At 59.9% G+C, this 15314-nt stretch carries 9 protein-coding genes; all 9 read right to left on the reverse strand.

Annotated features, from left to right (window positions below; all coding sequences use genetic code 11):
• Positions 1–10: 10 nt before the first annotated feature.
• The 9 genes from H8Z83_RS01050 to H8Z83_RS01090 all read right to left on the reverse strand — a co-directional run bounded on the left by H8Z83_RS01050 (position 11) and on the right by H8Z83_RS01090 (position 15221).
• The gene (locus H8Z83_RS01050; RefSeq protein ID WP_187013338.1) at positions 11–1171 is read right to left on the reverse strand and encodes a CobW family GTP-binding protein; all 1161 of its coding nucleotides are present in this window, start codon (positions 1169–1171) and stop codon (positions 11–13) included.
• 207 nt (positions 1172–1378) lie between these two features.
• Complete coding sequence (locus H8Z83_RS01055; RefSeq protein ID WP_187013339.1) at positions 1379–2716, reverse strand: alanine/glycine:cation symporter family protein; 1338 nt, start codon at positions 2714–2716, stop codon at positions 1379–1381.
• A 485-nt stretch (positions 2717–3201) separates the two neighbouring features.
• Positions 3202–5352 carry a Tex family protein gene (locus tag H8Z83_RS01060; RefSeq protein ID WP_187013340.1) on the reverse strand — a complete coding sequence of 717 codons (2151 nt, stop codon included), beginning with the start codon at positions 5350–5352 and terminating at the stop codon, positions 3202–3204.
• 73 nt (positions 5353–5425) lie between these two features.
• Positions 5426–7468 carry a DNA mismatch repair endonuclease MutL gene (gene mutL, locus H8Z83_RS01065; RefSeq protein ID WP_187013341.1) on the reverse strand — a complete coding sequence of 681 codons (2043 nt, stop codon included), beginning with the start codon at positions 7466–7468 and terminating at the stop codon, positions 5426–5428.
• A gap of 11 nt (positions 7469–7479) precedes the next feature.
• Positions 7480–8391 (reverse strand): AEC family transporter, encoded by a 912-nt coding sequence (locus H8Z83_RS01070; RefSeq protein ID WP_187013342.1) that lies wholly within the window; start codon positions 8389–8391, stop codon positions 7480–7482.
• A 30-nt stretch (positions 8392–8421) separates the two neighbouring features.
• Entirely contained in the window at positions 8422–9129 is a 708-nt protein-coding gene (locus H8Z83_RS01075) for a CPBP family intramembrane glutamic endopeptidase (RefSeq protein WP_187013343.1), read from the reverse strand.
• A gap of 668 nt (positions 9130–9797) precedes the next feature.
• Positions 9798–12407, reverse strand: a complete 2610-nt coding sequence (gene mutS, locus H8Z83_RS01080) for a DNA mismatch repair protein MutS (RefSeq protein WP_187013344.1) — start codon at positions 12405–12407, stop codon at positions 9798–9800.
• A gap of 764 nt (positions 12408–13171) precedes the next feature.
• A complete protein-coding gene (gene miaB / locus H8Z83_RS01085) occupies positions 13172–14584 on the reverse strand; it encodes a tRNA (N6-isopentenyl adenosine(37)-C2)-methylthiotransferase MiaB (RefSeq protein ID WP_187013345.1) in 1413 nt (470 codons plus the stop codon).
• A gap of 19 nt (positions 14585–14603) precedes the next feature.
• The gene (locus H8Z83_RS01090) at positions 14604–15221 is read right to left on the reverse strand and encodes an NAD(P)H-dependent oxidoreductase (RefSeq protein ID WP_187013544.1); all 618 of its coding nucleotides are present in this window, start codon (positions 15219–15221) and stop codon (positions 14604–14606) included.
• Positions 15222–15314 lie beyond the last annotated feature (93 nt).

The raw sequence follows: 15314 nt of genomic DNA on the forward strand, positions 1-15314 counted from the left end.
ATTTTTTCGCTTACAGGCCGAACAGCTCTGCCAGCTTTTCCTCCTTCAGATTGGAACCGATGACGCACAGGCGGCCGGTGTAGTCGGGATGGCCCGCCCGGATCTCATGCTCCTCCGGCACATAGTCGAACTCGATCCATGCGCCGTCGGTGCCGTTCACGATGCCCTTGGCCCGGAGAATGGCGCCGTAGTCACCCAAATCCAGCGCCGTCAGAATACGGTCGATGTCCGCCTGCGTATACACCTTGGGCGTTTCCTTACCCCAGGAGGTGAACACCTCATCGGCGTGGTGATGATGGTGATGGTCGTGGCAGGAGCAGTTGGGGTCATCGCACTCGCCGTGGTCATGATGATGCTCGTGTTCATGCTCATGGTCATGGTCGTGGTGGTGCTCATGGTCGTGATGATGCTCGTGCTCATCGTGGTCGTCATCGTCATCATCGTCGCCATGATGATGGTGGCAGGAGCAGTTGGGATCGTCGCACTCCTCGCCGTCGTGATGATGGTGATGGTGCTCGTGTTCATCGGCCTCGTGTTCCGCGCGCATCTTCTCCAGCAGCTCGTCCGCCAGGGACACCTTCTCAATGGCGGAGAGGATGGCCTTGCCGTCCAACTCGTCCCAGGGGGTGGTGATGATGGCGGCGTCGGCGTTCTTCTCCCGCAGCATGGCCACGGCGGCCTCCAGCTTCTCCTGCGTCATCTTCTGAGTCCGGGAGAGGATGATAGTGCCGGCGGCCTCGATCTGGTTGTTGTAGAACTCACCGAAGTTCTTCATATAGACCTTCACCTTGGTGGCGTCTGCCACGGTGACAAAGCTGTTGAGCTTCATCTCGGGAACGTCCTTTACGGTGTTCTCCACCGCCACGATCACGTCGCTGAGCTTGCCCACGCCGGAGGGCTCAATGAGGATGCGGTCGGGGTGGAACTGAGCCTCCACGTCCTTCAAAGCCTTGTTGAAGTCGCCCACCAGAGAGCAGCAGATGCAGCCGGCGGACATCTCGGAGATCTGGATGCCGGATTCCTTCAGGAAGCCGCCGTCAATGTTGATCTCGCCAAATTCGTTTTCGATCAGCACCAGCTTTTCGCCCTTGTAGGCCTCCGCCAGCAGCTTTTTGATGAGTGTGGTCTTACCGGCACCCAGGAAGCCGGAGACGATGTCGATTTTTGTCATGGTATCAGTCCTTTTCAAAAATTTTATACCACGATTATCATACCACGAAATCACAAAAATGCAACGCCGTCACAGAAAATTTACAGCTCCAGCGGCACAAAAAAGCATTTTTGCACCACTGGAGCCATTTTCAGAACCTTTGCGGTTTCGGAGACATTCTTCCTTACCGATTTCCTACCCGCTTTATTTTTCTGATGGTTGCCATTTTTACCGGTCCTTTCTCCTGCATTCCCCGGCGATCTCATCGGAGAGCAGCAACAGACAGACGAGGTTCGGAAAGGCCATCAGTGCGTTGGCGAGATCCGCAAGCTGAAGGACCGTGGCCATGGGGATCACCGCCCCGGCAAAAACCGCCAGTCCGTACAGCACCCGGCAGGGCCGTACCGCCTCCGGTCCCAGCAGGTATGATGCCGTTGTCTCTGCCTGAACCGCACAGCCCAGCACGGAGGTAAAGGCGAACAGCCCTAACGCCACGCCGATGAGCCATGGGGCCAGCGGCCCCAGCACCGTTTCAAAGGCCCGGAGGGTCAGCGCCGCGCCGGTGAGGGGGCGCCCATTGCCATCCGCCGCTCCCAGCGTGCCGGAGCAGCAGATGGCAAGGCCGGTAACGGCACAGATCACCATGGTGTCGAAAAACACGCCGGTCATGCTGATGAGGCCCTGACGCACCGGGTCCTCCGTGTCGGCGCAGGCGGCGGTGATGGCGGCGGAGCCAAGCCCTGCCTCGTTGGAGAAAACGCCCCGGGCCACCCCCCAGCGGAGGGCCTCCCGGCGGGTGACGATCCCCAAGGCCCCGCCCAGCGCGGCTTCCGGCGCCACTGCGCACCGGAGCATCAGGGTCACCGCCTCCGGCAGGCGGCGGAGGTTTCCCAGGATCACCGCCAGTCCGCCGCCCAAATACAGCAGCGCCATCACCGGCACCAGCACCGTGGAAATATCCGCGATGCGGCGGATGCCGCCCAATAAGATCGTCAGAGCCAGCGCCGCCGTCACCAGTCCTACCCGCCAGCGGGGCAGGGTGAAGGCGGCGGAGAAGGTGTCCGCCAAGGCCCCGGATTGGGCCAAAGCGCCCATGGTGAAGGCCATCAACAGGGCGAATACGGCAAACAGCTTCCCCATCCATCTGCCCGGAGCGCCCAGCCGGGCTTCCATCACCGCCATGGGCCCGCCCCAACGGGTGCCGTCCCGGCGGACACGGCGGTATTTCACCGCCAGCATACATTCGGCAAACTTGGACGCCAGTCCCAGCAACGCCGCCAGCTCCATCCACACCAGCGCCCCCGGCCCGCCGGATACCAGCGCTGCCGCCACGCCCACGATGTTGCCGGTGCCCACCGTGGAGGCCAGCGCTGTCATCAGGGAGCCGAAGGGGGATACGCCGCCCCGGCCCTTCCGCCGAGCCTCCCTCCCTAAAGACAGGGTCAGTGCCCGCCCTAAATTTCGCTGGGGAAAGCCCCCTGTCCGCAGGGTCAGCCACACCCCGGTCCCTAAGATCAGCGCCAGCGTCCCCGGCCCCCACAGGAGGGTATTCAGCACTTCCAGCATCCCATCGCCCCTTTCGGGACAGTCTATGCGGGATTTTGCCCGTCAAGACGAACCGGGGTGGTTTGGCCGAAAAAAGAGCCGGCGGCCAAAGGTCGCCGGCTGAGGCTGTCGATAAAGTGATAAATTTTCCGCGCCGGTAAGGTAGGTCAGCCGTTAGCAGCTCCGCCGCTTTACGGATGATGCATACCCCTTGTGGGTGAAGGGTGTGCGCGGGAAACCCAAGAAGGGATACACCGTCGGCTCAAGCCAATCAGCGGATACTTTATATCCGCTGATTGGGAGCCTTCCTCGAAACAGACTCGCTTGATCCGCCACCGGCGGCACTTCGTCTGTTTCCCCGCGCCATTAAAATCCTAAGTTTTCAGAACTTTTATGAAGTTCTGAAAACTTGCTCAGCGGGGAGAAAAGACTTTTTCGACACGCTGGAGCCGGCGGCCAAAAGACCGCCGACTCTCCTGATGATTTGAATTTTACATGGAAAAAATTTATTTTGCCTGCTTCATGGAAAGGCTGATGCGCTTTTTCTTCTCGTCCACCTCCAGAACGACCACCTTCACAACATCCCCCACGGACACCGCCTCGGAGGGGTGCCGGATGAATTTGTCACACACCTGCGAGATGTGCACCAGACCGTCCTGATGGACGCCGATATCCACGAACACGCCGAAGTCGATGACGTTCCGCACCGTGCCGGTGAGGATCATGCCGGGCTTCAAGTCCTTCATTTCCAGCACGTCCGTGCGGAGAATGGGCTTAGGCAGCTCATCGCGGACGTCCCGCCCCGGTTTCAGCAGCTCGGATACGATGTCCCGCAGGGTGGGAACGCCCACGCCGATCTCCTCCGCCGCCTTTTCCTCTCCGTAAGCGCCGAGGCGGGCGGGAAGGTCGGAAATGGCTCCATTCTTCACATCCGCTAAGGTATGGCCTGTCAGCTCCAGCAGGGCCTTGGCCGCGTCATAGGATTCCGGGTGGACGGCGGTGTTGTCCAGTACGCTTTTACTCTCCGGCACCCGCAAAAAGCCCGCGCACTGCTGGAAGGCCTTGGGCCCCAGCTTGGGAACCTTTTTGATCTGGGCGCGGGAGGTAAAGACACCATTTTCCTCCCGGTAGGCCACCACATTTTTCGCCGTGGTGCCGTTCAGACCCGCCACCCGCTGCAAAAGGGAGGGGGATGCGGTGTTGACATCCACGCCTACGGCGTTGACGCAGTCCTCCACCACGCCGTTCAGGGCCTCGTCCAGCTGCTTCTGGGGCATGTCATGCTGATACTGGCCCACGCCGATGGCCTTGGGGTCAATCTTCACCAGCTCCGCCAGGGGGTCCTGTAACCGCCGGGCGATGGACACGGCGGAGCGGAGATTCACATCATACTGAGGAAATTCCTCGGCGGCCAGCTTGCTGGCGGAATAGACGGAGGCCCCCGCCTCGCTTACGATCATATAGCTGACGTTCCCGCCGACCTTGCGGATCAGTTCCACTGCCATCTGCTCTGTTTCCCGGCTGGCGGTGCCGTTGCCGATGGCGATGTGCTCCACGCCGTGCTTGGCGATCAGCTTGCTGAGGGCGGCAATGGCCTCGTTCTTCTGCCGCTCCCCGTAGGTGGGATAGACCACGGCAGTATCCAGCACCTTGCCGGTGCCGTCCACCACCGCCACTTTACAGCCCATGCGGTAGCCGGGGTCCAGACCCATGGTGACCTTGCCCTTCACCGGCGGCTGCATCAGAAGGGGCTTCAGGTTCAGGGCAAACTGGCCGATGGCGCCCTCGCTGGCCTTTTCCGTCAGTGCTGTCCGCATTTCCCGTTCCAGAGAGGGGAAAATGAGCCGGTCATAGGCGTCCTCGGCGGCGGCCTTCACAAACTCCATAGCGGCGGAGCCGGGCTTTACCACCGCGCGCCGCAGCAGCGGCAGCGCCAGCTCCCGGTCCAGCAGGACAGTGACCTTCAGCTTCTCCTCTTTTTCACCCCGGTTGATGGCGAGGATCTGATGACCCTGCAAGCGGCTGAGGGACTGCTCAAAATCGTAGTACAGGCGGTAAACGCTGTCCTCCTCCGTGGCGGCGAGGGAACGCAGAGTACCCCGCCGCTCCAACAGCTCCCGCAGGCTCTTGCGGACGGCCGCATCGTCGCTGATCCACTCGGCGATGATGTCATTGGCTCCTTGCAGAGCGTCCGCCGCCGTCTCCACGCCCTTTTCCGAATCGATGAAGCCCGCCGCCGCATCCTCCGGACGGGGACAGTCCCGCTCCTGAGCAAATAACAGCGCGGCCAGCGGTTCCAGGCCCTTTTCCCGGGCCACGGTGGCGCGGGTGCGGCGCTTTTGCTTGTAGGGGCGGTAGAGATCCTCCACCTCTGCCAAGGTCTGGGCGCTGTCGATGGCGGCGGCCAATTCCTCCGTCAGCTTGCCCTGCTCCTCGATGGACTTTTTCACCGTATCCCGACGTTCCTCCAACCCGCGGAGGTATTGGAGCCGTTCCTCCAGCGTCCGGAGGGAGGTGTCGTCCATAGCGCCATGAAGCTCCTTGCGGTAGCGGGCAATGAAGGGGATCGTGTTGCCCTCGTCCAGCAGCCGGACCACGTTTTCCACATGCCGGGGGTCCTTATTCAGCTCCTGCGCCAGCGTTTGAATCATATCCATGCTTGTTGCATCCTTTCGTTGAAAAGCCACCGCCGCGACGGCGGTGGCTTTTGGCTGTTTGAAATTTCCCTTCTCAGGCCCGCTTGAAAAGCTTTTCAAGCTCGTATTTCGTGACCTTCACCACTACGGGCCGTCCGTGGGGGCAGTACCGGACCTCCCCGCTCTGCACCTTTTCCACCAAGATCTTCAACTCGGCGGGGTCGCTGGTCCAGCCGCCCTTGATGGCGGCCTTGCAGGCCATGGTGTGCAGCAGCGCCTCCCGCTTTTCGTCCAGATTCCGGCCTGTGCGGAGATTCTGTGCAAATTCCTCCAGCGTGGCGGCGGTGTCCGCCGCGTCCAAATCCGCCGGGACCTCCCGCACCAGAATTGCGCCGTCACCAAAATCCTCACAGCCGAAGCCGAACTGTTCCAGCAGCTCCAGATTGTCCAGCAGCAGGGCGGCGTCCTCCTTGCCGGGTTCCACGGCGATGGGCTGCAAAAGGGTCTGCCGCATGGGCGGCTCCTTGGAGGTCATCAGCCGGTCAAAGTTCATCCGCTCATGGGCGGCGTGCTTGTCGATGAGCCAGAGGGTCTCCGCGTCATCCTCGCAGATAATGTAAGTATTCAGGACTTCCCCGGCGATACGCCACGGGGCCGCCTCCGGCAGCACCGTTTCCTGCCCCGGCAGTTCTATGGCAGTCTGCTGGGCCGGGGCGGCGGGAATGGCCGGAACAAAGGGCTTAGGAGTCGGCGCGGGTTCCGCCGCCTTTTCCGGCACAGGAACCACAGGCTCCGCAGGCTTGGCGGTCACGGAGGCGGGAGCCTTTCCCAGGGCGCTGGCAGGCGCTGCTTTGACAGCATCCCGAGGCGGCCAGATGGGCTGGACGCTGTCCGCCACCCGGGCGCCGGTATTCCACTCCGTATTCCATGTGGGCCGAACCGGCTCCGCCCCTTTCACCGGCTGGGCGCTGAAAGCGGGCCGTACTTTCTCTCCGGAAGGCCGGGGAGAAACCGCCGGTTCCGGAGCGGGAGCGATGGGCTTGTGGCCCTGCTCCCGGTAGGTTTTGGCGTCCATGGACTGAAAAAAGTCCTGCCGGGGATTCTGGGTCTCCCGGACCGGCGGGGGAGCCGGCTTCGTCACAGCCCCACCGCGAGCATCCAACGCGTCCATGACCGTGTGGAACACAGCATCAAATACGTCATGCTCCTTGGCAAATTTCACTTGGGTCTTGGCGGGATGGACGTTCACGTCCACCGCCGTCACCGGCAGCAGCACCTCCAGCACACAGCCGGGGAACCGGCCCTTGAGAAGCTGATTCCGGTAGCCTTCCTCTAAAGCAGCGGTCAGAAGCTGGGACTTGATGAACCGGCCATTGACGAAAAATACCTGCATGGAGCGGGAGCCGCGGCCATTGACGGGAGCGGTCACAAAGCCCCGCACCTCGATGTCCCCGCCCCGGCCCTGTACCGGCACCAGCGTTTTGGCGAATTCCCGGCCCAAGGCGGCGTACACGGCGGATTCCAGCTTGCCGTCTCCGGGGGTATGAAGGGACTCCTGCCCGTCCTTGATGAACTTGAAGGAAACGTCCGGGTGACTCAGCGCCAGATGCTGCATCAGCCCCGCCACGGCGGCGGTCTCGGCACTGTCCTTCTTCATGAATTTCAACCGGGCAGGGGTGTTGTAAAAGAGATCCGCCACCCGGATGGTGGTACCCTCCGGGGCGCCCTCCTCCCGGACAGGCTCCATGTGTCCGCCCTCGCCATGGATAGCGGAACCCGTGGTATCCCCCGGCCGCCGGGTCAGCACATCCACCCGGCTGACGGCGGAAATGGCCGCCAAAGCCTCGCCCCGGAAGCCAAGGGTCCCGATCTTGGCCAGATCCTCCGCCGTGCGGAGCTTACTGGTGGCGTGGCGCAAAAAGGCGGTGGGCAGCTCCTCCGGCGCGATGCCGCAGCCGTTGTCTGTCACCCGGATCAGGCCCATGCCGCCCCGCTGGATCTCCACCACAATGGCGGAGGCTCCGGCGTCGATGGCGTTTTCCACCAGCTCCTTCACAACAGAGGCGGGGCGCTCCACCACCTCGCCGGCGGCGATCAGGTCGGCCACATGAGACGATAATTGTTGAATGTGAGGCATACGATCTCTCCTTACAGCAATGCTGCCAAAACAGGAATGGTAATAATAGACATCAGGGTGGTCAGGAAAATGCTCTGGGCCATACATTCGGTGTCACCGCCGTATTCCATGGCCAGCATACTGCCGTTGAGGGCGGTGGGCATGGCCATGAGGATCACGGCGATATTAGCCACCAGAGGTGTGCCGATACCGGTCCACTTCAGGAGCAGCCACAGCATAATGGGAAGGATCAGAAGTCGGAAGGCCGCCAGAGCCCACAGCCGCGGTGAGGTAAATGCCCGTCCAAAAGGCAAATCTGCCAGCAGAGAACCGACCAATAAGAGGGATAAGGGGGTTGTCAGGCTGCCTGTAAAGTTCAGACACTCCCCAAGTAAGGCTGGCATATTGATGTGGAACAGGGCCACCATCAAGGCAATCACCGAGGCAACGATACATGGCGATAGCAACTGCTGCCAACGAAACTTTGCCTGTCCAGCCAGTATCAAGGGACCCAGAGAATAGGACAGCAGGTTAAAGGGCAGGACCAGGATCACGGCATAGAACAGTGCCTCCTGACCAAAGAGAGCGACCGATACCGGATAGCCGATAAAGGCCATATTTGAAAAAATCAACGAATAGCGCCAGACACACTGCTGCTTGACTGTTCCACCCAACAGGTGGGGCACAAAGGTAGCGGCACAGAAACCCAGCCCATAATAAACGATTGCTACCTTTAAAACGGAAAGAATTTCCTCGGTACTGGGCAGGGTATCTCCAGCGGAGACGGAGCCTAAAATCAGGCAAGGCACAATGATACCCAGGAGCAAACGGCAAAGATTCTGATCCGTTTGCTTGCTCAGATATCCCAGCTTGTGGGCGAGAAAACCTGCGGCCATGCAGAAGAGAATGACCAGCATTTCAGAAAACACGTCAAAAAAACTCACAGAACTCCACGCTCGATTCTATATAGGGTATCACATACCTGCCAACACATGAAGGGCATTGGCGGCGGCGTGGAGCAGAATGGAGCTCCACAGGGTCCCGGTGTGGTCATAGGCCCAGGCCAGCACCAGACCCGGCACCAGATACTGCACCATCAGCAGGAAATAGGTGATGTCCTGCCGCACTACGGCAAACTGCCACACATGGAGCAGAGCGAACAGCAGACAACTCACCACATAGGCCACCGTCCGGCTTTTGCTTTTCAGATTGCCGAATACCAGCCCGCGAAACAGCACTTCCTCCACGAAGGGAGCCAGGAAAATTACAATCAGCAGCGTTACTCTGGGGGCGTCATGGATCTGGGCGGAGATAGTGGTGTCATTCAGGTTGGTGTGGTTGTTCACCAGCATCCGGGTCAGCCGGTAGACTAACTCATTGAGGCCGTACAGAGCGATGAGACCCACTAAGATCGACTTGCAGGCGTTGCCCAAATTGTCCGCGAAGTTCCGGGTGGTGCGGCCCAGAAAGCTGTGGAAAATAATGAGCGTAACGGCAAACAATGTGTAATAATAGATGGCATTTTGCAGCGAGGGCGAAATGCTGGCATCCAGCAGCCGCTCCGCCAATCGGAACAGGGGCGCTGTGGCAAAGGGCAGCACCACCAGATAGATCACAAAGAAAACAGTTCCGGCGATCTGCTCACCGGGGGTCATATAGGAGGCGGATTTACGTTTGGCCATTGCAAGGCTCCTTTGAATGGTTCTCCCTGAAAGGGAGGACCCAGAATGTGCGGCGAATCGCCGCAGGGATGAACCACGGTGCCGCTATGCGGCACGGGAAGGCACGGCTTTGCCGTGCAGAATGTCCCCCACATTTTCTTTTTGTCTTGCCAAAAAGAAAACGTGCCGGACACGGTACAAAAGAAAAAACGCTGAGGGGTGATTTGACACGAAGGTGTCAAATCATCCAAAACGGGGGGCTGGCCGTCACAAACTGCCGACCAAATCCAGAAGTCTCCTACCGGCTGCGCTATACCTATTCCGCCCGGAACTGTGTCCCCGCATCAGAAAGTCCGCCGCACACCAATGTTCCAAACAGGACGCCCCCTGCCCTTCTTTCCGCTGCCGCTCCCCCGTCCAACTCCGGGAGGGGTTTCCAAAGGGGAGGGGCCACAGCCCCGCCCCTTTGTGCCAGAGGGGGTATGGGGGACGGTGGCGTCCCCCCATGTTTCGGGTGGGGGTCTAAGGGGGAGGGACCTTTGCGCTAAAGGCCCCTTCCCCTTGCCCTGTAGTGGGAGCTACCACTTGCGGGAGCAAGGAAAATGGAATGTCCCCTTGTGGGAGCAGAGAGAATATCCCCTTTGGCTTCTCGTCCCGGAAACCGGGACTGCCCTTTGTGGGAGCAGCCTTTATTTGCTCAATTTCTGCTTCAATTCATACAACAGCCCCATGGCCTCAATGGGCGTCAGGGTGTCCGGCTGGCAGCGGCGGATGGCGTCCAGTACCTCGCCCTCGCTCATGGCGTCCAGCGAGACCTGATCGCTTTCCTTCCGAGCGGCCACGTACTGTACGCCGTTTTCGTCCTCCAGTTCCTTCAGGATGACCTTGGCCCGCTGGACCACCTTCTCCGGCAGACCCGCCAGCTTGGCGACTTCGATGCCGTAGCTGCGGTCGGCGCCGCCGGGGATGATCTTCCGCAGGAAGATGATATCCTCCCCCCGGCGCTTGACGGCGATGTTGTAGTTCACCGTGCCGGGGAGGGTGTTTTCCATTTCTGTCAGCTCGTGATAATGGGTGGCAAACAAAGTTTTGGCCCCCAGCGTCTTTTTGTCGGCGCAGTATTCCAGAACAGCCCGGGCGATGGCCATACCGTCAAAGGTGGAGGTGCCCCGGCCGATCTCGTCCAGGATCAGGAGAGAATTTTTGGTGGCCTGATGGAGAATATCGGAGACCTCCGTCATCTCCACCATGAAGGTGGACTGCCCGGCGGAGAGATCGTCACTGGCGCCGATGCGGGTGAAGATCCGATCCACCACGCCGATATGGGCGTATTTGGCGGGGACGAAGCTGCCCATCTGGGCCATGAGGACGATCAGCGCCACCTGCCGCATATAAGTGGATTTACCGGCCATGTTGGGGCCGGTGATGATGGCCACCCGTTCTTCCTTTTCACCCATAAAGGTGTCATTGGGGACGAACAGGCTGTCCTTCAGAACCTTTTCCACCACCGGATGACGGCCCTCCCGGATCTCAATGACCCCGGACTCGTCCACCTCCGGACGGCAGAAATTGTTGTGGACTGCTACGGAGGCAAAGGAGCACAGCGCGTCGCACTCCGCCACCGCCGCGGCGGTTTTCTGGATGCGCCCGGCGTTGTCCGCGATCTGCTGGCGCAGGGCGGAGAACAGCTCATATTCCAGCGCCACCACCCGCTCGGAGGCCGTCAGGATCTCATGTTCCAGATCCTTCAGCTCCTGTGTGATGAACCGCTCGCCGTTTACCAAGGTCTGTTTGCGGATGTAGGTTTCCGGCACCTGCTCCTTAAAGGCATTGGAGACCTCAATATAGTAGCCGAACACCTTGTTGTAGCCGATCTTCAGGGTGCGGATGCCGGTTTTTTCTTTCTCCTTGGCCTCCATCTCCGCCATAACGCCCTTGCCGCTTTTCAGGATGTGCCGCAGGCGGTCCACTTCTTCATTGAAGCCATCCCGGATGATGCCGCCTTCCCGGACGGAAAAGGGCGGCTCGTCACAGATGGCGGCGGCAATGTCCCCGCTGATATCGTCCAGCGTGTCCAGCTCGGCGGTCAGTTCGGTCAGACGGCGGTCGGAAAACCCGGAAAGCTGTTCCTTCAGGTTGGGCAGCTTTTCCATGGCGGCGCGGAGGGAGGTCAGGTCCCGGCCACCGGCGGTGCCATAGACGATGCGGCCAATGAGCCGTTCCATGTCTCCAAGGCCGGTCATTCCGGCGATGAGTTCTTCCCGGCGGATGGTGTCATCCACCAGTGCTGCCACGGCGCTGCTGCGGCGGTCAATATCCGTCACGGACAGGAGGGGGCGTTCTAACCAGCTTCGCAGCATCCGCCCGCCCATGGGGGTCTTGGTTTTGTCCAGCACCCAGAGGAGGCTGCCCTTCTTCTCCTTGCTCCGAAGGGTCTCTGTCAACTCCAGATTCCGGCGGGCGGCCAGATCCAGCTCCATGAACCGGCCCTGACGGTAGTAATCCAGTTCCCGGATGTGGGAGAGGTCGGTTTTCTGGGTCTCGTAGAGGTAGTTCAGCAAACCGCCCAGAGCCATGGCGGCGGCAGGTTCCCCGGCAGGCAGCCTGGAAAAGGCTTCCTCACCAAATTGGGCGCGGATGTTTTTCTCCGCCTCTGCCAGCCGGAACCGGCGCTCACCGCCGTTTTCATAGCGGCAGTGGAATTTGTCGGTAAGGACGTCTGTCAGCGCCTTCTCGCTGAATGCCCCGTCGCTGAGAATGGCCTCGGCGGGGCTGAACCGGCCCAGCTCATTGATGATGTGGGTCAGGGTATCTTTACCTGAGAAGGCGGTGAGGTGAGTCTCACCGGTGGAGAGGTCGCAGAAGGCCGCGCCGCCTCCCTGACTGTCCAGATAAATGCCGCAGAGGTAGTTGCCGGACTTATCATCCAGGCAGGCGGCGTCGATAACGGTGCCGGGGGTCACCACCCGGATAATATCCCGCTTCACCAGCCCCTTGGCGGTGGCGGGGTCCTCCATCTGCTCGCAGATGGCCACCTTGTAGCCCTTGGCGATGAGACGGGCAATATAGGACTCGCTGGCGTGATAGGGGATGCCGCACATGGGGACCCGTTCTTCCTCCGGCTTGGCGTTTTTGCCGTGGTCCCGGGAGGTCAGGGTCAGGTCCAGTTCCTTGGAAGCCAGCTTGGCATCGTCGGCGAACATCTCATAGAAGTCCCCCAGACGGAAAAACAAAATGGAATCCGGGTTGTCCTTCTTGATTTCCAGATATTGCTTCATCATGGGGGTCAGTTCCGCCATAAAAATACCTCTTTCTTTATCTTTCAGCAAATGTTTCTGTTTTATGATACCAGATCGTATAAGGGTGTGCCGCCTTGCGGCACGGGAAAGCATGGTGATACCATGCAGAATTGAATCCCCATCTTTTCTGCTTCCGCAGGGACTGTGCTCCACAGGGGATGCGGCGAACCGCCGCAGGGATGCAGGCTTTGCCTGCCGGAATGCACCCCCCATTTTCTTTTTGAAACGCCAAAAAGAAAATGCGCCGTGCACGGTGGAAAAGAAAAAGTGTTTGTTCCAAACTTGCACACAGGTGCAAGTTTGGGGGAAACGGATTCTGTGAGAACTGCTGTGCAGGTGAAGAATTGCGTACTAAATCACGGGCGGGGTGCAGAGCTTGTCCGGCCTTGTACGCCGTGCTGATAGTTGCATCAAACCTCAGGGTGCAAATAGGACACCCTCTGCTCATCTTTCCGCTGCCGCTCCCCATCCCCAAGAGGGGTTTCCAGAGGCGAGGCCCGCCTCCTTCTCCCAAGAAGGGTTTCCAAAGGGGAGGGCCGCAGCCCGCCCCTTTGTGTCGTTTCAAGGGGGTGCGGGGGGAAATCGAAATCCCCCCGCGTTTCTCTTTAGGGGGCCGGGGGGACATTCTCTTTTCAAAAGAGAATATCCCCTTGGCTTCTCCGTACCGAACCGGTACAGTTCCGCCGGGAACCCCGGTAATCTTTGCGCCAAAGGCTCCTTCCCCTTGCCCTGACATGGGAATGTCCCCCTGCGGGAGCAGCAAATCAAACCGGCTCCCCGTACAGCGCCCAGGTGTTGCTGTCCGTTATCTTTACGTCAATAAAGCTGCCGATCAGACTCTTGTCACCCTTCAGCCGCACCAGCCGGTTGCCCTCGGTGCGGGAGGCAAGGGGGAAGTTCTCGTCGTCACTCTCACCGTCCACCAGCACCCGGACGGTCTTGCCCACATAGGCGGCGTGGAGCTTGGCGGAATTGGCATTCTGGACTTCCAGGAGCTTATCGAACCACTTCTGCTTTTCGGCCCGGGTGGCGGGGTCCGGCATGGCTGCCGCCCTTGTGCCGGGACGGGGGGAGTAGATAAACGTAAACAAAGCGTCGAAGCCCACTTCCTCCACCAGAGAAACGGTGTCCATGGCTTCTGCCTCCGTCTCACCGGGGAAACCGATGATGACGTCGGAGGTCAGCACCAGACCGGGCATTACGCTTTTGGCGTAGCGAATTTCCTCTAAATATTTCTCCCGGGTGTAACGGCGGTTCATCTCCTTCAGCACCCGGTCATTGCCGGACTGGAAGGGCAGGTGCAGCTGCTTTGCCACATGGGGGCATTTGGCCATCACGTCAAAGAGCCGGTTGGTGGCGTCCTTGGGATGGCTGGACATGAAGCGGATCAGGTACTCGCCGGGGATCTTGTCGATGTCCTCCAGCAGATCCGGAAAGTGGTAATCCAGCCCCAGGTCGTTGCCGTAGGAGTTGACGTTCTGGCCCAGGAGGGTAATGTCCTTGTACCCGGCCTCCACCAGCTCCCGGACCTCCTGCAAAACGCACTGGGGGTCCCGGCTCCGCTCCCGGCCCCGGACATAGGGTACGATGCAGTAGGAGCAGAAGTTGTTGCAGCCGTACATGATGCTGACCCATGCCTTCACGCCCTTTTCCCGCACCACAGGGATGCCCTCGGCAATGGTGCCGTCCTCATTGTCCACGGCAAAGACCCGCTTCCGGGTCTCGTAGACCTGCCACAAAAGCTCCGGAAATTTCCACAGGGCATGGGGGCCGAACACCAGATCCACATGGCGGTAGGATTCCTTCACCCGCTGAGAGACCCGCTCCTCCTGCGCCATGCAGCCGCACAGGCAGATTACCTGCTCCGGGTTTTCCTTTTTTGTGTGGGTGAGAATGCCCAGATTGCCGAAGACCCGCTGTTCCGCGTGCTCCCGGACGGCGCAGGTGTTCAGGATCACCAGATCCGCCTCCTTGGGGTCCTCTGTAAAGGTAAAGCCACTGTCGGCCAGCATACCCATCAGCTTCTGGCCGTCCGCTACGTTCTGCTGACAGCCGAAGGTGTCCACGCAGGCCACAGGATGGGCTTCCCGGGAGGTGAACATCTCCTTGATCTTTGCTTCAAACTCCCGCTGACGCGCCAGCGCGTCCTCGGACACCAGTACATTTTCTCGCTTCAAATGGTATATCCTCCTAAAGTTATCTGATAAAATGAGTGGCGATCCGATCTTCCTTTTCCGGGAGACCGAACTGCTCCTTGCCCAGCGCGATGCTGCGCATCAGGAATGTCATGTTCCGGGCCAGGGTCCGCATGGTCTGAAGCCCCTCGCCGTCCTGCTCCGCTTCACCGGGCGTCCGGCCGTGAATACTGTTCCAGTATTGGCTGGAGGCCACAGGCATTCCGGAGATGGTGAAATACTTGTTCAACTCATCAAAGGTGGCGGAGCAGCCGCCCCGCCGGGCGCAGACTACGCTGGCCCCCACCTTCATGGTCTTATCAAAGGATGTGCTGTGAAACAGCCGGTCCAGACAGGCGATCAGCGTGGCGTTGGCGGAGGCGTAATACACCGGACTGGCAATCACCAGACCGTCGGCCTCCTGAAGCTTGGGGGCCAGCTCGTTTACTCCATCGTCAAAGACGCACTTGCCGGTCTTGGCACAGGCGCCGCAGGCCACGCAGCCCCGGATGTCCCGGTTTCCCAGAACCACCGTTTCCACATCGACGCCATTCTCTTTGAAAACCGCTTCCATTTCCCGCAGGGCCACGGCGGTGTTGCCGTTGGCATGGGGACTGCCGTTGAGCATTAAAACCTTCAGGGACTTCATACTTCGCACTCCTTTCAGAGCCCCGGCCTTATGTGTTTATCCACTTGAAGCCGGGAGAAAAAGCACATAACTTAACTAAAATAT

It is taken from the genome of Dysosmobacter segnis (assembly GCF_014297285.1).
GTDB classification, from domain to species: Bacteria; Bacillota; Clostridia; order Oscillospirales; family Oscillospiraceae; genus Oscillibacter; species Oscillibacter segnis.